Source organism: Flavobacterium sp. GCM10022190 (assembly GCF_042656445.1).
Lineage (GTDB): Bacteria > Bacteroidota > Bacteroidia > Flavobacteriales > Flavobacteriaceae > Flavobacterium > Flavobacterium nitratireducens.
In genome coordinates this window covers 703280-729057 of record NZ_JBHSOQ010000001.1, presented here as the reverse complement: position 1 = coordinate 729057, position 25778 = coordinate 703280, and the positions used below count along the sequence as shown (strand labels likewise).

General features: G+C 33.5%; 19 protein-coding genes and 1 pseudogene. 10 read left to right on the top strand and 10 right to left on the bottom strand.

Going from position 1 to position 25778, the window contains the following annotated elements:
* The first annotated feature begins 5 nt into the window (after positions 1–5).
* Positions 6–719: a 3'-5' exonuclease gene (locus ACFPTQ_RS03160; RefSeq protein WP_379773764.1), complete on the top strand. Its 714-nt coding sequence runs from the start codon at positions 6–8 to the stop codon at positions 717–719.
* Positions 720–732: 13 nt separating this feature from the next.
* Here ACFPTQ_RS03160 and ACFPTQ_RS03155 read toward each other — a convergent pair whose 3' ends face one another.
* Together ACFPTQ_RS03155 and ACFPTQ_RS03150 are read right to left on the bottom strand one after the other, a co-directional pair.
* A complete protein-coding gene (locus tag ACFPTQ_RS03155; RefSeq protein ID WP_379773761.1) occupies positions 733–1770 on the bottom strand; it encodes a hypothetical protein in 1038 nt (345 codons plus the stop codon).
* 8 nt (positions 1771–1778) lie between these two features.
* Complete coding sequence (locus ACFPTQ_RS03150; RefSeq protein WP_379773759.1) at positions 1779–1985, bottom strand: hypothetical protein; 207 nt, start codon at positions 1983–1985, stop codon at positions 1779–1781.
* A gap of 176 nt (positions 1986–2161) precedes the next feature.
* Here ACFPTQ_RS03150 and ACFPTQ_RS03145 point away from each other — a divergent pair, with 176 nt between their 5' ends.
* The 4 genes from ACFPTQ_RS03145 to ACFPTQ_RS03130 all read left to right on the top strand — a co-directional run bounded on the left by ACFPTQ_RS03145 (position 2162) and on the right by ACFPTQ_RS03130 (position 6680).
* Positions 2162–3601 carry a nucleoside recognition domain-containing protein gene (locus tag ACFPTQ_RS03145; protein WP_379773757.1) on the top strand — a complete coding sequence of 480 codons (1440 nt, stop codon included), beginning with the start codon at positions 2162–2164 and terminating at the stop codon, positions 3599–3601.
* A gap of 87 nt (positions 3602–3688) precedes the next feature.
* A complete protein-coding gene (locus ACFPTQ_RS03140; protein ID WP_379773755.1) occupies positions 3689–3871 on the top strand; it encodes a hypothetical protein in 183 nt (60 codons plus the stop codon).
* A gap of 124 nt (positions 3872–3995) precedes the next feature.
* Entirely contained in the window at positions 3996–4829 is an 834-nt protein-coding gene (locus ACFPTQ_RS03135) for an FKBP-type peptidyl-prolyl cis-trans isomerase (protein WP_379773752.1), read from the top strand.
* 249 nt (positions 4830–5078) lie between these two features.
* Entirely contained in the window at positions 5079–6680 is a 1602-nt protein-coding gene (locus ACFPTQ_RS03130) for a fumarate hydratase (RefSeq protein WP_379773750.1), read from the top strand.
* 111 nt (positions 6681–6791) lie between these two features.
* On the opposite strand, the gene ACFPTQ_RS03125 is transcribed toward ACFPTQ_RS03130, so the two are convergent.
* The 5 genes from ACFPTQ_RS03125 to ACFPTQ_RS03105 form a co-directional block, all read right to left on the bottom strand.
* Positions 6792–6995 (bottom strand): hypothetical protein, encoded by a 204-nt coding sequence (locus tag ACFPTQ_RS03125; RefSeq protein ID WP_379773747.1) that lies wholly within the window; start codon positions 6993–6995, stop codon positions 6792–6794.
* A gap of 3 nt (positions 6996–6998) precedes the next feature.
* A complete protein-coding gene (locus ACFPTQ_RS03120; protein WP_379773744.1) occupies positions 6999–8396 on the bottom strand; it encodes a radical SAM protein in 1398 nt (465 codons plus the stop codon).
* Positions 8386–9126, bottom strand: coding sequence for a prolipoprotein diacylglyceryl transferase (locus ACFPTQ_RS03115; protein ID WP_379773742.1), 741 nt, complete (start codon positions 9124–9126; stop codon positions 8386–8388). Before ACFPTQ_RS03115 ends, ACFPTQ_RS03120 begins: the two co-directional genes overlap by 11 nt.
* Positions 9127–9129: 3 nt before the next feature.
* Positions 9130–9789: a CoA transferase subunit B gene (locus ACFPTQ_RS03110; protein ID WP_379773739.1), complete on the bottom strand. Its 660-nt coding sequence runs from the start codon at positions 9787–9789 to the stop codon at positions 9130–9132.
* Between the two features lie 132 nt (positions 9790–9921).
* A complete protein-coding gene (locus ACFPTQ_RS03105; protein ID WP_379773737.1) occupies positions 9922–10623 on the bottom strand; it encodes a CoA transferase subunit A in 702 nt (233 codons plus the stop codon).
* 660 nt (positions 10624–11283) lie between these two features.
* Between ACFPTQ_RS03105 and ACFPTQ_RS03100 the strand changes: the two genes are divergently transcribed.
* From ACFPTQ_RS03100 to ACFPTQ_RS03080, 5 genes are read left to right on the top strand one after another with little or no spacing between them, the layout of a single operon-like run.
* Positions 11284–13104: a carboxypeptidase regulatory-like domain-containing protein gene (locus ACFPTQ_RS03100; protein WP_379773734.1), complete on the top strand. Its 1821-nt coding sequence runs from the start codon at positions 11284–11286 to the stop codon at positions 13102–13104.
* Between the two features lie 6 nt (positions 13105–13110).
* The gene (locus tag ACFPTQ_RS03095) at positions 13111–14553 is read left to right on the top strand and encodes a glycoside hydrolase family 76 protein (protein WP_379773732.1); all 1443 of its coding nucleotides are present in this window, start codon (positions 13111–13113) and stop codon (positions 14551–14553) included.
* A 26-nt stretch (positions 14554–14579) separates the two neighbouring features.
* On the top strand, positions 14580–17750 hold the full coding sequence (locus tag ACFPTQ_RS03090) for a SusC/RagA family TonB-linked outer membrane protein (RefSeq protein WP_379773728.1): 3171 nt from the start codon (positions 14580–14582) through the stop codon (positions 17748–17750).
* A gap of 33 nt (positions 17751–17783) precedes the next feature.
* Complete coding sequence (locus ACFPTQ_RS03085) at positions 17784–19865, top strand: RagB/SusD family nutrient uptake outer membrane protein (protein WP_379773726.1); 2082 nt, start codon at positions 17784–17786, stop codon at positions 19863–19865.
* A 26-nt stretch (positions 19866–19891) separates the two neighbouring features.
* Positions 19892–20707: a DUF3823 domain-containing protein gene (locus tag ACFPTQ_RS03080; RefSeq protein WP_379773723.1), complete on the top strand. Its 816-nt coding sequence runs from the start codon at positions 19892–19894 to the stop codon at positions 20705–20707.
* A gap of 29 nt (positions 20708–20736) precedes the next feature.
* Here the strand turns inward: ACFPTQ_RS03080 and ACFPTQ_RS03075 are convergent.
* The 3 genes and pseudogenes from ACFPTQ_RS03075 to ACFPTQ_RS03065 all read right to left on the bottom strand — a co-directional run.
* Positions 20737–20967, bottom strand: a pseudogene (locus tag ACFPTQ_RS03075) (CoA-transferase); the annotation flags it as partial.
* Positions 20968–21188: 221 nt separating this feature from the next.
* A complete protein-coding gene (locus tag ACFPTQ_RS03070; protein WP_379773720.1) occupies positions 21189–22658 on the bottom strand; it encodes an efflux transporter outer membrane subunit in 1470 nt (489 codons plus the stop codon).
* A gap of 2 nt (positions 22659–22660) precedes the next feature.
* A complete protein-coding gene (locus ACFPTQ_RS03065; RefSeq protein WP_379773717.1) occupies positions 22661–25774 on the bottom strand; it encodes an efflux RND transporter permease subunit in 3114 nt (1037 codons plus the stop codon).
* Between the last annotated feature and the right edge of the window lie 4 nt (positions 25775–25778).

Below are 25778 nucleotides of genomic sequence, written 5' to 3'. Positions count from 1 at the left end.
AACGGATGATTGAAAAAATAAATCTCAACAACATCTTATTTCTGGACATTGAAACTGTTCCTGAAACAGCCGATTTTAACGAATTGGATTCGGAAATGCAGGCTTTGTACGAACAAAAAACCCAATACCAGCGTAAGGAAGAAATCTCGGCTGAGGAATTTTATGAGCGTGCTGGGATTTGGGCAGAATTTGGAAAAATTGTTTGTATATCCGTTGGTTTTTTTGCCAATAAAAATGACATACGAAACTTTAGAGTGACTTCTTTCTTTGGAGAAGAAAAGAAAATATTGAAAGATTTCAGCAATCTGTTGAACAACCATTTCAATGGACCTCAGCACATGCTTTGTGGCCATAACGCTAAAGAATTTGATATTCCTTTTATCGCTCGCCGTATGATTATTAATAATATTGCCATTCCAGACAAACTGAATCTTTTTGGCAAAAAACCTTGGGAGATTCCGCATTTAGACACCCTGGAATTGTGGAAGTTTGGCGATTACAAACATTTCACTTCTTTGAAACTGATGTGTAAAGTGCTTGGAATTCCTTCTCCAAAAGGCGATATCGATGGTAGTCAGGTAGGTCATGTTTTTTATGTCGAAAAAGACATTGACCGCATTGTAACCTATTGCGAAAAAGACACCATTGCTGTAGCTCAGATTTTCCTGCGTTTACGTAGAGAAGATTTATTGATTGAAGAGGAGATTATTCATGTTTAGAAACAATTACTTCTTACAAGTAAAAGAAGAAATAAATTATTATTGAAATTATAAATATTAAAAATAGCAAGCCAAATCTAGATTGATTAATATCCGCCCGTTTGTTTGGATTTACAAATGTATCAAATAATGTTGCTATTAAAATCCAGCCTAAAAACAACCAAAATCTACCAATAATATCGCCTAATAAAGTCGTGTTTTTAAGAAAAATATTTAATGGGTTAAACATTAAAATTAATAAAATAGTTAAGTTTAATATTATCAATATCAATGCTGAATAATTTATAATTTTTTCACTTTTTGTGATATACGTTAGGTTAATATTTAAAATTTTTTCAGCAGGAATGATCATTATATGTCCTGGAACCTCTCTGATGTTGTTCGGAGGTAAGTCTTTTCTATATCTCCTAACATCTGTAAGATATATTGCTTTTAAATCACCTGTATTTTTGCAAATCGTATGTTGTCTTAAAAATCCTTTATAAAGTTTAGTGCCTTCGTTTCCCAAATCAACTAAAACATCAGCTTCAGTTAATAAAACTTTTTGATTTGGGAGAATACCTCTAAAATCTTTAAACTTTAAGGATTCTCCGCTTAAATAATAATGCCAATAATTATTGAATCTTAAAGGAGAAAATTTTTTGTCCCAATCTAAAGTTCTTACTATTTTCCAACATAATTGTGCTATTATAAAAGAGATAAATATAACAACCGCCATATATCCCAATATCCAACAAATTAATTCAAAATCAAATAACTCTTTTGGTAAAGAGTTACTTTTTAATTTTACATAAATTGAATTTAAAAAATTATAATTATTAAAATTTGGAGTTTCTTGAGGATGTAATTTTTTATAAATTAAATTTATAAAAATAAAATAAGAAAAGACCTGTATAATCAACCCAGGTATTAAGCTAATGTAAAAAGTATTAATCCAATTAGAAGAATTAAATTGTTTAGAAAATTCTCCAACATAATAAAATCTTCTAAATACAATTCCTGGAAAAATGAATAGCAAAAAAAGGATGATAGAATTCCATGCTATTTCCATGATTAAACTTAATTAACAAAATTAAAGTCATTACCATCAATTTCAATTTCAACTGAAGAATGACTATTCTGATTTAATCTATCAATAAGTTTTTTTTTGTTGGAAGAATTAGACAAAATAACATCAACTGCTTCTTTATCAACAATAGAAGTATCTCTTCCAAATGTTCTAACCACTTGTTGTTTAACTAAACCAAGTGACGTAGAAAGAGACATTAAAATAACTTTTAAAGTTGTCATAGTAATTTAGTTTTTAGTGTTTTATTTGGCAAAAGTAATGAATGAAAAACTAATTTTAATTAAAGTTATAATAAATTATAATATAAATCTTTTAATCTTGATTGTTTTTTAATATGTAATTTAAATATTTACATTTACAAAAATTATAAATTATGGTATTAAGTAGATTCTGGTTGGCAATTTTTATCTCGTCAATTGCCTTTATTTTTGTGAGTTTGTTTACTAATGATGCATACACCATTGATAACGTGTTGAATGGCAAAAAAGACGAACCTATCTTAATCAATGAAAAATTTACCGAACAGCTTCCTGCTTTCATCAAAGACAGCATTAAAAAAGCGCCAGATCAGACTATGATTATCAATCGTGATACGCTAAATGCGGATACGACTTATGTTTACAAAAACCAAACCGTTAAAATCTACAGCGGCATTCAAAAATCGGACGGATTATTACCCACTTGTAAAAACACTTTAGTAGATTTAATCCTGCCTTTGATTGCGTATTTGGCTTTTTTCTGTGGCTTGATGGAACTTCTAATCATCTCCGGAGCTTCCGGAAAACTGGCTAAAGTACTGAGTCCAGTATTCGTAAAAGTGTTTCCAAGTATCCCTAAAAACCATCCTTCTATTTCGTACATGACCTTGAATTTTGCTGCCAATTTCCTCGGATTGGATTCGGCGGCAACCCCTTTCGGACTGAAAGCGATGGAAAGTTTGCAGGAACTCAACCCCGAAAAAGACAAAGCCAGTGATGCCCAAATCATGTTCATGTGTTTGCATGCTTCTGGTTTAACTTTGATTGCAACTTCCATCATTGGATATCGTGCGGCAGCCGGTGCAGCTAATCCTGCCGATGTAATGTTGCCATGTATCATTACTTCTTTCATTGGAACTATTGCTGCTTTCTTAATTGTGGGAATCAAACAAAAAATCAATTTCAAAAGTGCCTCTCTAGTGGCTGCTTTAATGGGATTAATCGGTGCTATTATTGGTTTACTGATGTATGTAAATCATTTGGATTTAATTGGTAAAAATTATTTCACTTCTAACTTATCGGCATTGATTTTACTGGTGATTATTGTGGCTACGCTTCTCCTTTCGTTTATGAAGGAATCAAAATTTACCGAAGCTAAAACCACTGTTTTTGATGCTTTTGTATCAGGAGCGAATAACGGCGTAAAAACTGGAGTAACGATTTTCCCTTATGTTTTAGGGATGCTTGTTGCTATTTCGCTATTCAGAAACAGCGGATTATTTGAAATCATCAGCAATGGATTGGGCTTTGTTTTCTCGAATTTGGGAGTAAATAAAGAAATTGTAGATTCATTGCCTGTTGCTTTGTTGCGCCCTTTTAGCTCAGCTGGTTCAAGAGGTTTCTTAATCGATTCTATGAATACCTTTGGTGCCGATTCGATGACAGGAAGATTAAGCTCTATTTTCCAATGTAGTGCCGAAAGTACCTTCTATGTTATTGCGGTTTATTTTGGTTCGGTAAATATCAAAAACACTCGTTACGCTCTTGGAACAATGCTTTTAGTGGATGTAATTTGTGTCATAACCGCTATTTTCGTGGCGAGCTGGTTTTTTTAATTTAATTATTAGTTTTTGGTATTAGGATTATCAAGCTTTTTTTCATTCTTTTGAGTTTAGAATCAACACAACTATTAATTTTACAAAATGAAGAAATATTCTAAATATATCGCAATTCTATTAATCTTACTTTTTTTAATAACTAGTTTGATAAGCTGTGGTGTTTACTACAATAAATCGAACCCATCAGGAAAAATTCCTCCTGGGCAAGCAAAAAAAATGACGGGAAGTAAAAGTGCTAAGTATTATGCACCAGGTCAAAACAAATAATTATATCCTATAAATCATCAAATAAAATGTCAAAATACACGAAATACATTGCCATAGTTTTACTTATCCTATTTTTAGTTACTAGTTTATTATCATAAATTTTATCAAAATACATTTACTTAAAATGAAATATTCATTTCTTGCTATTATTGCTGTATTTTTTATGTCATGCAGTAATGATTCCGAAAAGTTGATAGATTATAGTGCGCAAAATGAAGCTGAAATTCAAGAATATATCGCAGAAAATAATTTGAATGCACAAAGGACAAGTTCTGGTTTGTATTATGTAGTCAATGAAGAAGGAACAGGAAAAAGACCTACATCAACTTCAGTAGTTACTGTATCTTACAAAGGTTATTATACGGATAAAACTGTTTTTGACACAGGCAGTACAACTGGAGTTTCTTTTAATTTACAACAAGTAATTAAAGGCTGGATTGAAGGAATTCCTTTCTTCAAAGAAGGCGGAAGTGGTATTCTGTTGATTCCAGCACATTTAGCTTATGGAAGTAAAAATTATCAAAAAATTCCTGGAGGCTCTGTTTTAATTTTCGAAATTAAATTATTGGCGGTTGAATTTAGTGCCACTAATGATGCTCAAATCGTAAAATATATTTCTGACAATCAATTAAATGCCGTAAAAACAGAATCTGGTTTGTATTATGTTATTGACGAAGCGGGAACTGGAAAACAACCTACATCAACCTCAAATGTTACTGTTGCCTACAAAGGTTATTTTACAAACAAAACTGTTTTTGATCAAAGTACTGCCAGTGGAGTTTCTTTTAATCTGCAACAAGTAATTAAAGGCTGGACGGAAGGAATTCCGTATTTTAAAGAAGGAGGAAGCGGAAAACTTTTGATTCCTGCTACTTTGGGCTATGGCAGTTACAATTACAATTCTATTCCAGGTGGTTCGGTATTAATTTTTGATGTTAAGCTAATTTCAGTTAATTAAAAACAAATAAAAATGTCAAAATACACTAAATACATCGCAATTGGGTTACTGATTATCTTTTTACTTACTAGTTTATTGAGTTAAAAAATAATTACTAAAACCGAATCAAGAGATGCTTTTCATATAGATGAGCATCTCTTTTTTATTAATTTTTATAACAAAAAGTGTGATTTTTTAAAGGAATCACCGCTGTTAAAGCCTTATGCAACGGCAATAATTTTTTATCTTTGACAAAAAAATAAAATATCCATGGACTTTATTTATCAGGATCCTTATCCAATTTTAAAAGACGATACCCAATACCGTAAAATATCTTCAGACTACGTAAAAGTGGAACAATTAGGCGACAGAGAAATCTTGAACGTTGATCCAAAAGCTTTAGAATTACTTTCGCAAGAAGCAATGAAAGACGTTTCTTTTATGTTGCGTACTTCGCATTTAGAGAAATTAAGAGCGATTCTTGATGATCCAGAAGCGACCGACAACGACCGATTTGTAGCTTACAATTTATTGCAAAATGCCGTTGTAGCTATCGATGGCGAATTGCCTTCCTGTCAAGATACCGGAACAGCGATTGTAATGGCTAAAAAAGGAGAAGATGTATATACAGGTGTTGATGATGCAGAATGGCTATCCAAAGGAATTTTTAACACCTATCAGGAAAGAAACTTACGTTATTCCCAAATTGTACCAATTAGCATGTTTGAAGAAAAAAACTCAGGTTCAAATCTTCCGGCTCAGATTGATATTTATGCTAAAAAAGGGGCTTCGTATGATTTTTTGTTTTTAGCAAAAGGTGGAGGTTCTGCCAATAAAACCTATTTGTACCAACAAACGAAATCCTTGTTGAACGAAAAATCATTGGATGCTTTCATTCGTGCAAAAATCATGGATTTGGGAACTTCGGCTTGTCCACCATACCACTTAGCTTTAGTGATTGGAGGTACTTCTGCCGAAGCCACTCTAGCAGCTGTTAAAAAAGCTTCTGCTGGTTATTATGATAATTTACCAACTACAGGAAACATGGCTGGTCAGGCTTTCCGTGACTTAGAATGGGAAAAACGTGTACAGCAAATTTGCCAGGAAAGTGCTATTGGAGCGCAATTTGGAGGAAAATATTTCACGCATGATGTACGTGTAATTCGTTTGCCACGTCACGCTGCATCATGTCCGGTTGGATTAGGCGTTTCTTGTTCTGCTGATAGAAATATTAAAGGAAAAATTACTAAAGACGGAATCTTCGTAGAGCAATTAGAGGTAAATCCGAAACGATTATTGCCTGAAACACCGCCACATTTAGAAGAAGCTGTTGAAGTGGATTTGAATCAGCCAATGAGCGAAATTCTTAAAAAATTATCGCAATATCCAATCAAAACGCGTTTGAAATTAAACGGAACTTTGATTGTAGCACGTGATATTGCGCATGCCAAAATCAAAGAATTACTGGATGCTGGAAAACCAATGCCAGACTATTTCAAAAATCACCCAATCTATTACGCAGGTCCAGCAAAAACTCCGGACGGAATGCCATCAGGAAGTTTTGGACCAACCACTGCCGGACGTATGGACGTGTATGTGGAAGAATTCCAAAAAAATGGTGGAAGTATGGTCATGCTTGCCAAAGGAAACCGTACTAAAGATGTGATGAATGCCTGTAAAACTTACGGTGGATTCTATTTGGGTTCTATCGGAGGTCCTGCTGCTATTTTGGCTAAAGAAAACATTCTTTCAGTAGAAGTAGTAGATTTTGAAGAATTAGGTATGGAAGCTGTTCGTAAAATTACTATCAAAGATTTTCCTGCTTTCATCATTACTGACGATAAAGGAAATGATTTCTTTGAAAATTTATAAAGATTAACCGCAAAGAACACTAAGTTTTTCGCAAAAGTTTATATAGAATATTTTAACCGCAGATTCGCTGATTATTTCAAGTCGATTCTGCGGTTTATTTTTAAATTAATCCTATCCTGCCAACAAACTGCCACAGATACCTAAACCGATAAGCAGGTACAGGGCTGCGAGAATAAAAAGCACTTTTGCTGGTTTAGGATTGTATTTTTTTATGGCAAAGCCAATAATTGATAATATAATTGGCGGACCAACCATAATCAAAATCAACATAATGAATATCCCGCCCATATCAATATTTCCTTCTAAAGCTATCATAACTTAAAATTTTATCTCGTTTCTCAATTCTTCCAGACGTTCCTTTTTAGCATCTCTATAAAACAGATTCATGGTCTCAAAAGGAATAATTTTGTTGTCCTTGTCAACAATATGCACACAAGACTTTTTAATCGCTCTAACATCAAAATTATAGGCATCTATAAACTGCATGATTATTATTCGAAATAAATTATCATAACCTAAATCGGGTGCGTCAATATTGGGTAAACAACACATGATTGATTTTAAATTTTCTTCAGCAACTTCAACCGAGTTTCCGGTACTGAAAAGTTCAATCATTTTCTCTTTAAGCACATCATCCTGTTCGTAAATAATAGTGTTTTTGCTATTATCTAACAAATCATTAGGATTGATATATCGGGTTAACGGAAAAACCTCATTATCCAGTTTCAAGGCATATCCCATCACCAAAGCATCTGGATTACAGGGAACAGGTAATAAATCATCCGAATTAAAAATTTGAGTTTGTTCCAAAATCTTTCTTCTTACTTCAGTAAGAGTCATTTTATCCGTTTCAGGATTGAAATTGTCTAATCTTCCGGCTATTTGCGTTGGCTGAAAAGTCACACCGCGAATGCATTTTTGCTGTAAAGCAAATTCAATTATTTTACCTATTTCGTTATCATTCAGTCCTTTTTGTAAAGTAACAACCAAAGTGGTCGATAAATTCAATTCGTTCAGATTTTCAATTGCCTGCTGACGAATCTCATTCAAATCTGCTCCTCTTAATTCTTGTAAAACCGAATTTTCAAACGAATCAAATTGCAGATAGATTTCAAAATCAGGGGCATAACTTTTTAATCGTTTGACAAATTCTTTGTCTTTAGCAATTTTAATTCCATTGGTATTGAGCATCAAATGTCGGATAGGCAAAGATTTCGCATAATCCAAAATTTCAAAAAACTGCGGATGAATCGTTGGTTCGCCACCACTAATCTGAACTACATCAGGTTCTTTTTCGTTGCGGACAATAGTATCCAGCATTTGTTTGACTTCTTCCAGCGTGCGATGCCTTCCGTAACTAGGCGAAGATCCTGCATAACAGGTAGGACATGTCAAATTACATCTGTCCGTTACTTCAACAACTGTTAAACAGGAATGCTGTTCATGATCCGGACACAAGCCACAATCATACGGACAGCCATAATCCGTTTTGGTATTGAATTTATAAGGCATTTCCGAAGGCTTATTGTAGTTTCTGATGTTTTTGTAATACGGAATATCATCAGCGATTAAAACTTTGGATTTTCCATGCTCTAAACAATTTTTGAGCATATACACCTTATCGTTTTCGAAAACAATTTTGGCATCAATTCGCTTTAAGCATTCGGGACAAAGGCTCAACGTATAGTCGTAATAGGTATAATTTCTAACAGGCATTTTTAAATAGATTTAAAATGGTTTTGCGATAATATAGTAAGCATACTAAACACAATAACTGAATACTGCTCAAACCGAAAATAAAAAACACATTGGGTTTTAAGAATTCGATAAAAAAACGAAAAGCAAAATATGCAATCATAAAATATTGAAATAGCAAACCATTTTCTCTTTTTTTATCTTTTATGATAAACAAAAATATATACAAAAGGATTACAAAAAGCAATTCGTATATGGCCAAAGGATGTCTTTGTAAACCGTCTCCAAGATTCATTCCCATGAAAAAGGAAGTTTCTTTTCCATAGGTAAATTCATTTGTCCCCGAAAGAAAACAACCGATTCGCCCAATAAAAATTCCCAATAGAATAGGAAAAACAAACAAATCGCCGGATGATTCTTTTTCGCCAATTATTTTTTTCGAAAGTTCTACACCCAGTAAACCTCCGAACAAACCACCCATGATGGTTTTATAATTAAAAATCTCCATTAAAGATTCGAGTGAAGTAGGAATATCAGGATTTTCAAGAAACCCCATTATTCTGGAACCTAAAAAAGCACCAAAAATCGCCCCAAGAATTATAGAGAGTCTATTGGTGTTTGAAATAGGATCTTTGGATTTTTTTCGAAGAAATACATAATACCTAAACCCCAGAAAAAAGGCTAGGTATTCCAAAATGAGGTGAACATTTATTTGGTAACCAAAAAGAATTGGGTTAAACGGAATTTTCATTTTTTAATAAATAATCATTTCAGGAATGTCCCCTCCAATAATCAATTCGGCTTCAGTGGCGGAAACTATGTACTCCAAAGAAACACCAGGAGCTCTTTCGAGTAATCGAATACCTTTTGGCGTTACTTCCATTACGGCCAATTCGGTTACTATTTTTTTCACACAACCTACACCCGTCAACGGCAACGTACATTTTTTGAGAATTTTGCTTTCTCCGGCCTTGTTTACATGCATCATGGCTACAATGATATTATCGGCAGAAGCCACCAAATCCATCGCACCACCCATTCCTTTGACCATTTTTCCAGGAATTTTCCAGTTGGCTATATCGCCGTTTTCGGCTACTTCCATAGCGCCTAAAACAGTTAAATCAACGTGTTTCCCACGGATCATCCCAAAACTCATCGCTGAATCAAAGAAACTCGCTCCAGCAAGTGTAGTTATGGTTTGTTTTCCCGCATTAATCACATCGGCGTCTTCTTCTCCTTCGAAAGGGAAAGGCCCCATACCCAGAACGCCATTTTCGCTTTGAATTTCGACGTTTATTCCTTCTGGTATATAATTCGCTACCAGCGTAGGAATTCCTATCCCTAAATTAACAAAAAAGCCGTCTTGTAATTCCTGAGCAATTCGTTTTGCTATATCTTCTTTTGTTAGAGCCATAATTTTCGTTTTTTGAAACATATAAGTCATATAAGTTTTTTAATCAACCTTTGAACTTATAAACCATATAAGACATTTAAGTTCATATAAGTTTTGTCAAACTGAATACTAAATACTGCTACTGAAAACTGTTTACTGTTTTGGTCTCACTGTTACCTTCTCAATCCTTTTTTCATATTTTTCACCTTGAAAAATGCGTTGCACAAAAATTCCGGGAATATGAATTTGATTAGGATCTAACTGACCGGCTTCTACTAATTCTTCCACTTCGGCAATGGTAATTTTGGCAGCACCGGCCATGGCAGGATTGAAATTTCGGGCTGTTCCCTTGAAGATTAAATTTCCTGCTGTATCGCCTTTCCAGGCTTTCACAATAGAAAAATCGGCTTGAAAAGCTTCTTCCATTACATACATTTTTCCATCGAATTCTCGGGTTTCTTTGCCTTGGGCTACTTCCGTACCATAACCTGCAGGAGTAAAAAAGGCAGGAATACCTACTTGAGCCGCTCTACAACGTTCGGCTAAAGTTCCTTGTGGAATGAGTTCGACTTCAAGTTCACCCGAAAGCATTTGACGTTCAAATTCGGCATTTTCTCCTACATAAGAAGAAATCATTTTTTTTATTTGTTTTTTTTGCAAAAGCAGTCCTAATCCAAAATCATCTACTCCGGCATTGTTTGAAATACAAGTTAGATTTTTGGTGCCTTTTTGAACCAATTCAGAAATGGAATTTTCTGGAATTCCACATAATCCAAAACCGCCTAACATCAGTGTCATCCCATCTTCAACTCCTTGAAGTGCTTCCTGAACTGTATTTACTTTTTTATTAATCATAACAAATGGATTTCTTTTTATTTAAAAATAAGAAAACAAAACGAATTATTGTCGCAATAAGCAATGAAGTTTTAAGATTAATATATACAAAATAATTATTTTAAAAATTGTCTTTTAAACCAACCATATAACACTTAAAAGTAAATTTTATATTTTGAATCAATAACGGATGAAAAGAATTTACAACAGATTTTAAACTTTTAACACTAGATTATCACGTGAAAACCAATCTAAAAAAAGGAAATAATTCTTGTATTCTCTTTTATTTTATTGTAAAAATTAATTATCAAAAAAATTAAGATAAATTTTGTGAGAAATTAATTTTTTTTAATAAAATTAATTTTATAGTTTTGAAAACTACTAAATCGTTTTAGTAAAACAATAAAAAAAACAAATCTTAATTTAAAAAACTTCGAAAGTTATACTTTTAGAGAAATACCTCTAAACTTTATTCTTGCTTATAAAATAAGTAATCATTTAATTATTTCTTAAACACAGAAATAATATTACAAAAAATCAATTTATTAAGTAACAAAAAATGGAGACAGAAATAAATTATTGACAAAATAGTAAATCGTTTTAGTAATTATGTTAAAAGTAAAGTAATTGCAAAAAGTATACATCAAAAAAGAAAATTAAAATAACCTAAATATCAATAAAATGAAAAAAACCAACCAATTTAGAATCCTACTATTTACGTTTATAGTATGTGGGATAATGTTAACACTCAACTCTTGTAATAAAGATGATTTTTTTACAAGCAACGATGGGATAATAACTGGAATCGTTACTGACAAAGATGGAAATCCAATATCTGATGTAACTGTTACAGTTTCAGGAATTGATGAAGAAAATTCAACTACTGTAACTGGAAATGACGGTAGATATACAATTGAAGATATCAGTTTAAAAACACATTCTGTTAAATTCACTAAAACAGGGTGGCTCACGGTAGCAGTTACTGTTACAGCAGGTGGCTTTGATGATAAAAACACTGCAACAGCAAATGTTTCAATGGTTAAAGCTTCCTACAAAATACAAGGAAAAGTAACAGATGGTAAAAATGGAGGAGCACCATTATCTGGAGTTGTGGTTAGTATTGGAGTAGCTGGTTCAGCCACAACAAATAATCTAGGCGTTTATGAAATAAATAATTTAGTTGCTGAAAATTATAAAGTTACATTTATAAAAGATGGCTATAGCACAATTGAAAAAAATATAAACATTGAAGATTTTAACAGCAATAATGGAATTATTACAATAGATGTTCAAATGGGTAATTTAGAATTACTTAGAGGTTTGACTATTGATAATTTAATTAATGCAGAAAAATGGTATTATAACGAATATCGAGGTGGACGTAATGCCGATGCATATCCTCACTGGGATTGGGCTTGTAACTACATGAGTACACTAAATTTTGTTGGAGCATGGGAAGAACAAAATGAAGGGACAACATTACAGATTAGAAACAATAATGAAGAGCGAAATAACCCAGCAAACTTAGATGTTTTTGATTCTTTTGTATATGGAAGCAAAAAGATCACAAACGATAATAAAATTTTATCTCTAAGATTACGTACACATAGTGCCGATGCTAATAATCCAGCATATTATGGCGTACAAGTTGTAGACATTAATCAAAACAATCCTGTAGCTGTTAAAATTGGTGGAGTAAAAACCTATGGCTCAGGTGACTATTCAGACGTTGAATTCAACTTAAGTGAATACGTTGGAAAAGAAGTAGTTATTGCAATCGGGATATACCGTCAAGCAACCGGTGATTACTGGAAACAATTAGTATTAAGAGCTATTCGATTCTCTGATAGAAAAGTAGTAAACTGGGATTGGTTACCTGGAACTGAGGTTATTCCAGGTTGGAAATTATCAATAGAAACTGCCAGATCTACAATGATAAACACAAAGAAAAGCTTTACTGGAATAAGTAGTGTAAGTGGAAATCGTGATAATTATGTTGGGGCATATCGTGCTTGGCGTGATAATAACCATATTGGAGCAAATTGGATTTTTATGCCAATCAAAAAAGATCCAGAAGTATTTGCTTCTGAAGGATATGTTTTAAAAACACGTAATACTTCAGATGTAGACACAAAAGTTCCAGAATCGTACTTCTATTCAAAATTTGCTATAAGTTCAGGAGCTAATATGTTATCACTAAAGATAAGAAACTTTGGAACAAATTATACATACTTCAAAATTACTGCAATAGAAGACAATGGTAATGTAACACACATTAGTCCAGCAACAAATACGGCTACTCAAGCCAGTGCTGCACCAGATGGATGTTGGAAATTTAAAAACGACAAAGGAAGTCCTGACTCACCAAATGATTATGCACAATTTGTATATGATCTATCCCAATTCAATGGTAAAAATATATGTATTGTATTAGGAGTTTATAATGGGGAAGCGAATACAGGGGAAAATAAAGTTTCAATTTACAAGGTCGAATTAAAATAAAAAATAATGAAAATAGCACAAAAAATATTTTTCATTATAGGTGTTTTATTAACAATGACAGCCTGTAATGAACCGGATAAAAAAGAAGTCACGGAAACTGTTGTATTGCCTAAAAATCTAGTTGAACAAAACCTATTTAGAGCCATGCAACTGACTGAAAATGTAATAAATAAGCAGTTTAATGGTGAAGGAATGTCTATGGCTAGAAGTTATAATCCATTTTTAAAAACCAGTTCTACTGAAATAGGCAGTGTTTGGATGTATACCAGTGCCATCCAGGCTACTTGCGCAATTATTGAAGCATTGGACGTCTACAAAGCAAAAGGAAACACTGAGCTATGGGAAGCAAATCATGATAAATACATCGCTATTCTAGATAAGCTTATCGATAATACTGATTATTATTTAGGAACTTTTCAATTAACATCATACACACAGACCAAAACATGGTCTGTATATGGTGTTAATCGTTCAACTTCAAAAGGAACAGCAAAAGTAGATGGAATCGCAAACGTATATGATGACCAAATGTGGCTTATACGCGAATTATTATTGGCCTATAAAATAACCAATAACGATAAATATCTACAAAAAGCAGAGTATCTAACTCAATATGTTCTTGATGGATGGGATACATCAAGAAATTCAGATGGAACTGAAGTTGGAGGTATAACATGGGGACCAGGATATGTAACAAAACATGCTTGTAGCAATTCTCCATTAATTAGTCCTTTGGTATGGTTACATAAATTATACAAAGGAAAAAACGATGAAATAGAACATCGATATATTGATGAAGTTGATCGAAAAACACGTAAAACGAAAACTTTAAAAAAGACTGAATACTATTTAGATTATGCTAAAAAAATATACGAATGGCAAAAAAAATATTTGCTAAGAACGGATGGCGTATATGATGATTTAGTAGGTGGATGTACTTCATCTACACCTGAAACTGAAAATATTGATGGGGTAACTTACCGTAAAGGTTCCAAATGTTTAGATAAAGCAGGTCCAGCTATTACTTATAATTCGGGAACAATGCTATCAGGTGCTGCCGATTTATACCAAGCTACAGGTGAAAACAAATATCTAGCACACGCAGTATTATTATCAGATATCAGTTTCAATCATTTCGCTAAACCTAATCAACCTAAACAAGGCTACTATTATTACAATGTAAGTGGTTTTAATAATTGGTTTAATAGTGTATTAATGCAAGGGTATATAGATGTATATCCTATTTACAAAAATGTTGATAATTATATAAATACTTTTCAAAACAACTTAGATTATGGTTATGAAAAATATTTACAGGACGGGTTCCTACCAATCAACTTACTTGTAGGATGGAATCCTGACAAAGGAAAAAATTATGTAGAAGGCATGTTCACTTTTGCATATGCTGCAGAATATGCGGTTTTAGCAAAATTTGAGTTAGAAAAATAAGCTATTAAACTAATTATAACATAATTATGATAAAAAAAAATAATATAAAAGCCTCCCGATATTTGTATATGGTTCTATTGCTACTAGCTTTAGTCCCTACTGTTTCATGGAGTCAAAACTTAACCGTATCAGGGGTTGTATTGGATAACACCAATCAACCTCTTGTAGGTGCAACTGTAAATATTAAAAATACCACAAAAAGTACAGTAACTGATATTAATGGTTCATATTCAATAACCGATGTATCTGCTGAAACTATTTTGGTATTTAAATATACTGGTTTCGTAACTAAAGAAGAAAAAGTAGGTAATAGATTATCCATAAATATTGAACTTACCGAAGACAAACAAGTACTAAATGAAGTTGTTGTTGTAGGATATGGAAAACAACAAAAAATTTCATTGACAGGAGCTGTTTCAAGTATAAAGGGATCAGAGTTACGCCAAACAAAGAATGAGAATCCACAAAACATGCTTACAGGAAGAGTTGCCGGAGTACGTGTTTGGCAAAAAAGTGCAGAACCAGGATCATTTAATAACAATATGGATATTCGAGGATTAGGAAGTCCATTGGTAGTTATAGATGGTGTACCAAGAACCATGGCAGAATTTCAACGAATGAGTTCTAACGATATTGAAAATATCTCTGTACTTAAAGATGGATCGGCTGCAATTTATGGAGTGCGTGCTGCAAATGGAGTATTATTAGTAACAACAAAAAAAGGGTCTACAGATAGTGAAACTAAAATTTCTATTAACAGCTCTTATACTTTACAAAGACCATCAGGAATGCCCAAACTTGCTAATGCTTTTGATACAATGACATTGTATAATGAAAGAGCAATGAATAATATCAATGGTGGAAATGTTATTTTTACCCCTAAGGATTTTGAGGATTTTGCAAATGGAACACGTAAAACAACAGATTGGAATTCTTTGATAATTTCTGACTTTTCACCTCAACATGAACATGATTTGAGTATTAGCGGAGGTGGTAAAAAAACTCAATACTACATAGGGTCTAGTTATTTATATCAGGAAGGAATTTTTAAATCTGGAGATTTAAATTATAATAAATTTAATATTCGAGCTAATATTGATACAGAAATAGCTAAAGGTTTAAAATTTAGTTTAAAACTTAGTGGTATAGCAGATGTTCAAAATTCACCTTATTCAACCTCTTCGGATATTATTCGTAATTATTGGAGACAAGGAGTTTTATTTCCTGCATTTGCTGATAGTGATAATACCTTACTTAATTATCAAGGTTTAGATTTAGAAGAAAACACAGTTGCTAAAATGACTTCGGATATTTCGGGTTATAGAAAATCAACAAAAAAATATTTTCAATCTACTGCAGAAATAAACTATGACTTTGGCACTTTATCTAATTCCCTTAAAGGTTTATCAGCAAAAGCTTTAATCAATTACGACTATCGTTTTGATAACAACACTAGTTTTAGGAAGGAATATTATCAATATGCATATAATAATTTAACTAATACTTACGATTCAAAGCTATACAATCAAAGTTCTCCAAGTAGAATTCGAAGAGAAGTTTTTACAAAAGATCAGTTATTAGGTCAGTTTATCATCAATTATGACAGAACGTTTAATGAAACTCATAAAGTAAGTGGTTTAATTGGATTGGAGTCACAAAAAAGAAGAGGTGATAATTTCTATGCACAACGTGACTTAGCATTTAGTACAGATTATCTTTTTGCAGGAGTAGCTCAAGATCAAATAGGAGGAATGTATGTTGGAAATAATGATCTTTATGAAATAGCAAATTCTGCATTAATTGGAAGAGTTAATTACGCATTTAAAAACCGTTATATTAGTGAATTTCAATTCAGACACGATGGCACATCTAAATTTGCCAAAGGTCATCAATGGGGATTCTTCCCTTCAGTCTCTCTAGGATGGCGTCTATCAGAAGAACCTTTTTTTAAAAATATATCCAAATTATCATTTATCAATCAGTTAAAAGTACGTTCAAGTTATGGTGTATTAGGAGATGATGGATCGGCAGAATTTGACTGGGCAACAGGTTATATTTATCCAGCAACAGGAAGTAACCCAAATAATGGATATTATTCTGGTTATGCTCCTGGAAGCATTTTTGGAGATAAATTCGTTTTCGGACTATCTACTTTGGCTTTACCCAATCAATCAATAACATGGTTTACTTCACATACATTTAATTTTGGGGTAGATTTTGAAGGATGGAATGGATTATTTGGATTTTCTATTGATTATTTTAATCGTAAAAGAGAAGGTTTATTTGCCAGAAGTAATGGTGAATTGCCTACTGTAATTGGTTCTACTGCTCCAAGAGAGAATTTAGATAGTGATCAAAATTTCGGAATTGACTTAGAGCTAAATCATCGTTATCAAATAGGTGATTTTAAATATAAAGTCAAAGCTATTGCTACAGTTACACGTAGTAAGCATCTAACTGCCTCTGAAAATGGCCCTTATGGCAACTCTTATGAAAAATGGAGAAATGATAACTTAACAAATCGATACCAAGGAGTACAATTTGGTTACGAAAGTGCCGGAAGATATGAAAACTGGGATGATATATGGTCATATCAAATTTACAAAGATAAAAATATACTACCTGGTGATTATAAATACGAAGATTGGAATGGTGATGGAGAAATTAACGGCTTAGATCAACATCCTTTTGCATTCGATCAAACACCATGGGTAAATTTTAGTTTAGGATTAGAATGTAGGTATAAAAATTTTGATATGAATTTACTATTACAAGGTTCAGCACTTGGTTCTGTAGAATATAGAGAACCATTATATTCTATATGGGGATCCAATGGAGGAGGAACTTTAGAACAATATCTTGATCGTTGGCATCCTTTGGATCCATCAGCAGACCCATATGATCCAGAAACAAAATGGAATCAGGGTTATTATGGTTATACTGGGAATTATCCTTTTGGGAATTCAGAATTTAACCGTGTTAGAACAGATTATCTTAGATTGAAAAGTATTGAGTTAGGATATACATTCACTAATAAAAAGATGAATTCTAATACTTACCGTTTATTTGTTAATGCTTATAACTTATTAACAATCACTAACGTAAAATTTGTAGATCCTGAACACCCTGATGATGAACTTGGAAGATTATATCCACTAAACAAAAATGTTACAATGGGAATTTCCATGTCATTTTAGAATGATCTAATATTTATTATAAATTAAGAAGATATGAATTATAAATTAAAATATATTATAAAAAGAACTTTTTCACTGTTATTGGTAAGTTCAATATTCTTAAGTGGATGCTCTGATCTAGATATAGATCCAAAAAATATTATTTCTGATGATGATATAATGTCTAATGAGGCTGGTATGGAAATCTATATTTCGAGTATGTATAGTAAAATGCCTTTTGAGGATTTTAAATATATGGGTGAATGGGGATTTGAATATAATTCTTGGTTAGGTTCTATGGGAATAGAAGGAACAGGAGAAGCACTTAATCGTGATGGTATTTGTAGAGCTTTTACTGGTGAGAGAACTCCATATTGGGCTAATGCCTTTAGATTAATACGCGATGCAAATTATCTTTTAGAAACATTACCTAAATATAAAAATTCATTTCCTGAAATTATATACAATCATTACTTAGGTGAGGCGTATTTTGTAAGGGCCAATGTATTTTATGCCATGGCAAAAAGATTTGGAGGTATTCCTCTTGTCACTAAAGTTATTCCTTACCCAGCTGAACAAAGTGAATTGGAAGTAAAACGCTCTTCAGAAGAAGAAACTTGGGATCAAATATTAGCCGATTTTAATCAAGCTACAAGCTTATTACAAGAGAATAGTCCTAAAAGAGGGTATTCTAATAAATATGTAGCTCTAGCATTCAAATCAGAAGCGATGTTATATGCAGGAAGTGTTGCAAAATACAACGAAACAGTACAAGGACGTTTAACAGGTATTGGACAAAAAACAGGTGTAAGGGTAATAGGATTTAGCGAAAGTACATATCTAGCAGCCTCTAAAAAATATTTTAAAGAAGCCTATTTAGCCGCAAATGAAGTAATAAAAAGTAAAAAATATTCTCTTTACACAAAGAAATGGGCTGCTTCTAACCCTGAAGCACAATATCAAAACATGGTCGATATGTTTAGTGATATATCTAGCCCTGAAAACATATACATTAAAGAATATAATTACCCAACATTTGCTCATGGTTACGATGCATATAGTGCACCATTTATTTTTAAAGCTCCATTGGCATCAGGTACTTGTCCTACTTTAGATTTTCTTGAATTATTTGAAGGTTTTGACCGTTATGCTGATGGAACAATTAAAACAACAACCGGTACTTCAAATGTAAATGGTAATTATATTTTATATAATACTCCTATGGATTTCTTTAAAAATGCTGAACCTCGTTTACGTGCATTCGTAATTTTTCCAGGTGATCGATTTAAAGGAAAAGATATTGAAATTAGAGCAGGGGTTTACACTGGAAATGAACCAATTCAACCATTGTTTAACGACTATTCTTTCAGTAAAGCAGAAACAAGATACCAACAATTGGACTTATATAAACAAACTCCTAAAAAGTTATATCTGAGCCCTAGAGAAGGAAATGGACAAGAAATTTTAAACTATAATGGTAGAAATATTACAGCTGCAGGAGAAAATGGTCCATTTTACGATAATGGTGAAGGTTGTTTAACTGGATTATATGGCCGTAAGTGGTTAAATCCAGATCCTTCATTTCAAGCTGGTGAGGGTAGATCAGATCAACATTTTATTTTAATGAGATATGCTGAAGTACTATTGAATGCTGCAGAAGCTGCCGTTGAACTATCTATGGCTGGAGAAACTTCACCAGATGGATCAAATTTACTACAAGTAGCAACAGAATCTATTAACGAAATACGCAATCGTGGTGGAGCTAGTTTACTTTCAGGAAATCTTACAGCAGATGTTGGAGGACGTAATATAGTTCGTAAAGAAAGACGTAAAGAACTAGCTTTAGAACATAAAACTAAGTGGGATTTACGCAGATGGAGAGTGCAACATTACGAAAATAGAGATGGATTTTGGGGAGAGAATAGAGATAAAAATAAATATAGTGATAATTCTAGATACAGATTTAGAGGTTTATATCCATTCTTTTCAACCGAATCTGGAAGATATTTTTTCGATGCCCGTTTTCAATGGGTTAGCTTGAAAACCTTTGAATATAATGTTGTTGATTATTATTTTGAAATACCAAGAAATGAGGTAGCAAAAAGTCTAGTAATAGATCAACAGCCTAATAGGTAATTAAAATTCAATAAATAATAGAAAGTATGAAACAAATAACAAAATATATATTAGTATTTACTCTGTTTTTCTTCTGTTCTTGTGAAGTCATAGAGCTTGATAACTATGATGAACCAAAAGAAACGATAGAAGGTGAAGTTGTAGATATTGCAACTGGTGAACCTGTATATACGGATCAAGGAGCAGAAGGTATTAGAGTGCGTTTAACAGAATTAAGTTGGGGTGATAATGTTACTCCAAATCCTGATTTCTTTTGTATGCCAAATGGAACTTTTAGAAATACAAAAATTTTTAAAGGAGAATATAATATCAATATTGATGGTCCTTTTATTCCTTTACTCCGAGAGGACCAAGATGGCGTTCCATTGGCAAATGAAACAATGAACGTAAAAATTGAAGGTGTAAAAAAAGTTAAATATGAAGTTCAACCATTTTTAAAAGTAGAATGGGTAGATCAACCAACAATTATTAATGGAAAAATCAAAGCTAAAGTTAAAATTACACGTGCAATTTCTAAAGAAGATTTTAGATCTAAAATTGAACCAATGGGAGGATATAAAGATTCTTTTGTTAACATAACTGACATTCAATTATTTGTAAGTTATTCCTCTACAGTAGGATATCGTGCTCGTGATGAAAGATGGTCTAATAAAATAGAATATACTGGTTCAGAATTTGAAAATCTTTTAGGACAAACAATAACTATTGAAAGTAATGGAGAAATTCCTTCTGGGCGAAAAGTATATATTCGAGCAGCTGCAAGAATCAATTTTGACACCCCTAGAGGAAGCGGAACAAGAAGATGGAACTACAATATGCCTTTAGAGATTTTAATGCCTTAAAAGTTGTTTAATTTACTTTTTTGAAAGCTGTTCGAGATTTTTTTCGGACAGCTTTTTTTTTGCAAAAGCAGTCTTAAACCAAAATCATCTACTCCGGCATTGTTAGAAATACAAGTTAGATTTTTAGTGCCTTTTTGAACCAATTCAGAAATGGAATTTTCTGGAATTCCACATAATCCAAAACCTCCCAGCATAATAGTTGCATTATCCTGAATATCCTGCAATGCTTCTTGAACAGAGTGAACTTTTTTACAAATCATAGCAAACAATTCTTTTTTAGTTTCTTAAAAATAAGGCTTTATTTTCAAAAACAAAAAACAATATTAAAATGACTCGTTTTAAATAACAATTCTAAGCCAAATCCAAGAATTTCAGATAAATAAATATATTACTTGAGAACTAAAATGTTTATTTTATTGAAAACCCCGAAAACTACTAAGTAATTTTCGGGGTTTTTGATACATAAATCCTAAAAAAGAATTTATTTTATTAAGCCTCCTAGAGCTTTATATAATTGTACTTGTGCGCCAGAATTTTTAAGTTGCAGTTCTACAAAATCAAGTTCAGCCTGTAATTTATTTTTTTGTGCACTGATTATTTCCAGATAATTAGCATAACCGGTAACATAAAGTTCATTAGCTACATTGACTGCTATCTCAAGATGATCTATTTCGTTACTCTTATAATTCAGTACCTCCCCAAAAGCCGTAGTACGGAATAATAATGCACTTAGCTCATTAAAAGCTGTTGTAACAGTGTTTTGGTAATGATAAAAAGCAATTTGTTGTTGTTTTGTTGCAACCAGAAATTGTTGTTTTATTTCCCCTTTATTAAAGACAGGAGCAGCAAGACCGCCTAGAAGTTGCCATGCTAGCGAGCCTCCATCAAACAAGGTAGGAAATGAAAAAGAATTTATCCCGACATAGCCACCTACAGTAAGTTTAGGAAAAAATGCAGCACGTGCCGATTTTGCATCTGCTCGTGTAGCACTAAATTCAAAGAAAGCTTCCTCGACATCAGGTCTTTTATGAATAATATTGCCAGCACTTATTTGTTGGTTTAGAACAGCTAAATCTCCTGACAAAAAATCAGCAGAGCGGTTTATTTCACCTCCGTATTCTCCTGTAAGTGTCAATAGGGCTTTTTCAATTTGATTTATGCTCAGGTCAATTTCTCTGGCCTCAGCAAGAATGTTACTGTTTTGAGCTGCAAATTGTTGTACTGCAAGTTCAGATGCTTTACCAACAGAGCGTTGTGCAGAAACTATGTCAAGAGCACGCTTTTGAGTTTTCAAATTTTGCTTGTAAATAATAGCTTTCTTATCAAGTGCAACAAGTTGAAAATATAAATCTGCTACGTCGGTTAACAATTTTGCCTCCAGCAATTTCATACCTTTTTCAGATGCAAAATAACGTTGTAATGCAGCGCGTTTTTTATTATTAAGTCTGCCCCACAAATCTGCCTCCCAGGATACTCTCCCTCCAAGAAAATAATTTGGAGTTGCATCAGTAGCAATGCGTTGTTCAGGTGTAATGTTTTGAGACAAGTTAGTGTCATAATTTCCTATACCTTCCATCGTGTATTTACCATAGCGTGTAGCCGATGCATCGGCAACAATATCAAGAGAAGGTAATAATGCCATTTTAGAAACTTTCAAATGTGCATTAGCAATAGCTATTCGTTCCTGCATTATTAAATAATCTGGATTCTGACTAAGTGCTTTTTGTAATAATGCCTCTAATTTTTGATCTTTAAAATAGCTCGAAACCGTAACAGGTACATAAACCGGTTTATCTGATAGTTTATTGAGCTGTGGAACATCCAGTTTTTCAGGCAATGACTTTAATTGTTGTTCCTGTGTGGCTTTAGGTACTGAACAAGCTATAAAAAATACCATGAACAGTATTAAAGACGCACATTTTATTCTGTTTATATAGGGTAATTTCTTCATGATTATTTTTTTAAGGCGTTTTGCATTTTGGCAAAAATAATATACAATCCGGGGATAATTATAAGTCCGAAGACTGTCCCTATAAGCATACCTCCGGCTGCGGCGGTACCAATTGAACGGTTACCTACTGCACCGGCACCTGAGGCAATACATAATGGAATAAGACCTGCAATAAATGCAAATGAGGTCATAAGTATGGGTCTGAAACGGAGTTTAGCACCCTCAATCGCCGATTCAGCTATACCAAAGCCTTCATTGGCACGAGCGATAGCAAACTCTACAATCAGAATGGCATTTTTAGCCAAAAGCCCAATGAGCATTACCAATGCTACCTGTGCATAAATATTATTTTCAAGACCAACAACAAGTAGTGCAAAATAGGATCCAAAGATACCTGTCGGTAAGCTTAATAATACCGGAAATGGCAATAGCAGGCTCTCGTATTGTGCAGCCAGTAACAGATATACAAAAAGCACGCACAACCCAAATATGTAAATAGTTTGATTACCTGAAAGGATTTCCTCCCTCGTCATACCACTCCATTCTACACTAAAGCCTCTCGGTAATTTTTTTTCAGCAACACGCTCTACAGCAGCTACAGCATCGCTGTTGCTAAATCCTTCCGAAGGTTCTCCATTAATCATAGCAGAGGTATACATGTTGTAACGTGTAAGTACCTCTGGGCCATAAACTCGTTCCAGTTTTATAAACGTAGAAAATGGTACCATCTCACCATTGTCATTTTTCACATATATATCTAATATGCTTTCTGGTGCATTTCTAAACTGAGGACTAGCCTGCACCATCACCTTATACATTTGTGAAAAACGTATAAAGTTAGTAGCGTAAAAAGAGCCCAGCATAGTTTGCAATGTAGACATAGCATTATCTACCGAAACCCCTTTTTTAGCCGCCATATCATAATCTATATGAATAAGGTATTGCGGGAAGGTAGCGTCAAAACTGGTAAAACTATTTTCAATTTCTGGTGAGGCATTCAGTTCTCGTATAAATTTTTTGGTAACCAGGTCAGTATTTTCAATACTACCACCTGATTTATCAAGCAGTCTTAATTCAAAACCACTTGCATTACCAAATCCAGGAACGGTGGGCGGTGCAAAAACTTGTATTTCCGCATCGGTTATCCCTGCTGTTTTCTCATTAAGTTGTTGTATTAAATCATCAACCGATATACTACGTTGACTCCAGTCTTTAAGGTTTATCATAGCCATACCATAAGAAGCACCAGCTATTTCGGTTACAATACTGTATCCTGCCAAGCTGGTTACATTATCTACACCCTTTATTTGTTGTGCTATAGCAGTAACTTCGTCAAGCACTTTTTCGGTACGTTCTACCGTTGCTCCCTGCGGAGTGGTTACACTAACATATACCATTCCCTGATCTTCGCCAGGAATAAAACCTGAAGGTAAAACCGAACCTACTCCCCAGGTAAGCAAACAAAATACCACTAGTATTCCTATGGTTACCGTAGTACGTGTAGCAAATTTATTGAGTAGTAATGTATATTTGTTTGTAATTCGTTCAAAAGCATTATTAAATCCGGTAAAAAATCGGTCAATGAAAGATGTTTTAGTAGCATTCGGATTATGCGGTTTCAATATTATAGCACACAACGCAGGAGTTAAAGTAAGTGCGTTAATACCAGATATTACAATACTGATGGCAAGCGTTAAGGAGAACTGCCTGTAAAACACCCCAACTGGTCCGCTCAGGAATGCTACAGGAACAAACACAGCAGCCATAACAATGGTAATGGCTACAACAGCTCCCGCTATTTCTTTAATAGCACTGATTGTAGCTGGTAGTGGAGCCATATGTTCTTCTGATATTTTTACATGTACTGCTTCTACCACTACAATGGCATTATCTACTACAATACCTATAGAAAGCACTAAGGCAAATAATGTAAGCAGGTTAATACTGAAACCTAACATAGCCATAAAGGTAAATGTACCAATAAGCGCTACCGGTACTGCCAACACAGGTATAAGCGTAGAGCGCCAATCTTGTAAAAAGATGAATACTACAAAACCTACAAGTAAAAAAGCTTCAATAAGAGTATGTAGTACTTCGTCTATAGAAGCGTCCAAAAATCGGGAAACATCATAAGCAATGTTGTAGTCCATACCCGGAGGGAAAGAAGACTGCTTCAACTCGGCCATTTTAGACTTAATACTTGCTATAACGTCTGAAGCATTAGAACCAGGACGTTGTTTGATCATTATAGAAGCTGAAGGCTTTCCATCTGTTTTTGAAACCATTCCGTAACTCATGGCTCCAAACTCTATATTTGAAATATCCTTTAGTTTTAGAATAGTACCATCGGCATTAGCTTTTATAGGGATTTCTTTATACTGGTCAGGTTCAAAAAATTTACCACCGTATTTAATGACATACTGCAGTTCATTATTCATTTGTCCTGAACTTTCACCCACTTTACCCGGTGCTGCCGAAATGTTTTGTTTTTGCAAAGAAGCTATAACTTCATTTGCCGAAACATTATAGGAGTGCATTTTTTGCGGATCGAGCCAAACTCGCATAGAGTATTCTTTCTGACCCATAATTTCGGCACGTCCCACACCGTCAATACGTTTTAATTCCTGTAAAACATTTATATCGGTAAAATTATATATGAATTTCTCGTCCTGAATCTTTTCGGTACTGGTTACGTTCAGATACATTAGCATACTGTTAACTTCTTTTTCCGTAGTAACACCAGCGCGTATAACTTCTTCCGGTAACTCATCTAATATTGTTGTTACACGATTTTGTACGTTAACTGCTGCCAGGTCCGGATCGGTACCTACCTCAAAAAATACCTGAATTAGAGTAAGTCCGTCGTTACTGGTTACGGTAGACATATACGTCATTCCAGGTACACCGTTTATGGCCCTTTCTAGCGGCAGGGCAACCGCATTAGCCGATACTTCGGCATTAGCTCCTGTATATTTAGCTGTTACCGTTACCGATGGCGGTACGATATCGGGGAATTGAGTAATGGGAAGCCCGGTTAATGCCAGTACCCCAAGGAGTACAAGTATTAACGAGATAACCAAAGACAATATCTTTCGTTTGATAAATAGCTCTATCATGTTG